The sequence below is a fragment of the Pseudoalteromonas rubra genome, from assembly GCF_005887115.1.
In the GTDB taxonomy this organism is placed as follows: domain Bacteria; phylum Pseudomonadota; class Gammaproteobacteria; order Enterobacterales; family Alteromonadaceae; genus Pseudoalteromonas; species Pseudoalteromonas rubra_F.
In genome coordinates this window covers 1-402 of record NZ_PNCJ01000048.1, presented here as the reverse complement: position 1 = coordinate 402, position 402 = coordinate 1, and the positions used below count along the sequence as shown (strand labels likewise).

Genomic DNA, 402 nt, shown 5'->3' with positions numbered 1-402 from the left:
TTATTGGTGGTACAGTCTCAGAATAGGAGTTACAAGGACACCCACCCCAAGGTGAGTTACATGGACATCCACCCAAAACCTTTGCCTATGATCGCAATGGTAACGAAACCAGAATGCTCAGCACCAAAACAGAGGATGGCAGCAGCACGCAGCGAGTTACATGCGAGTTACATGGACACCCACCCAAAATCGTAGGCATTCAGTCTGGATTGTTGGGTGGGTGATGTGGTGTGGAGTTACAGCGATACCCACCTCAAACTGGCGTACAGGAGCTACGCCGTCTACCTTTAGGGGATACTCAATGGACTGAGGATAATGGACTATGCCAACAGCACGGAAGCGGCAAGTTAGCCTGTCGGATACCAAATACTACCACTGCATTTCCCGTTGTGTGCGGCGCGC

1 pseudogene is annotated in these 402 nt (G+C 51.0%); it reads left to right on the top strand.

The features are described from left to right. Nucleotides 1–322: 322 nt before the first annotated feature. Nucleotides 323–402: pseudogene (locus CWB98_RS24485) on the top strand (transposase); the annotation flags it as partial.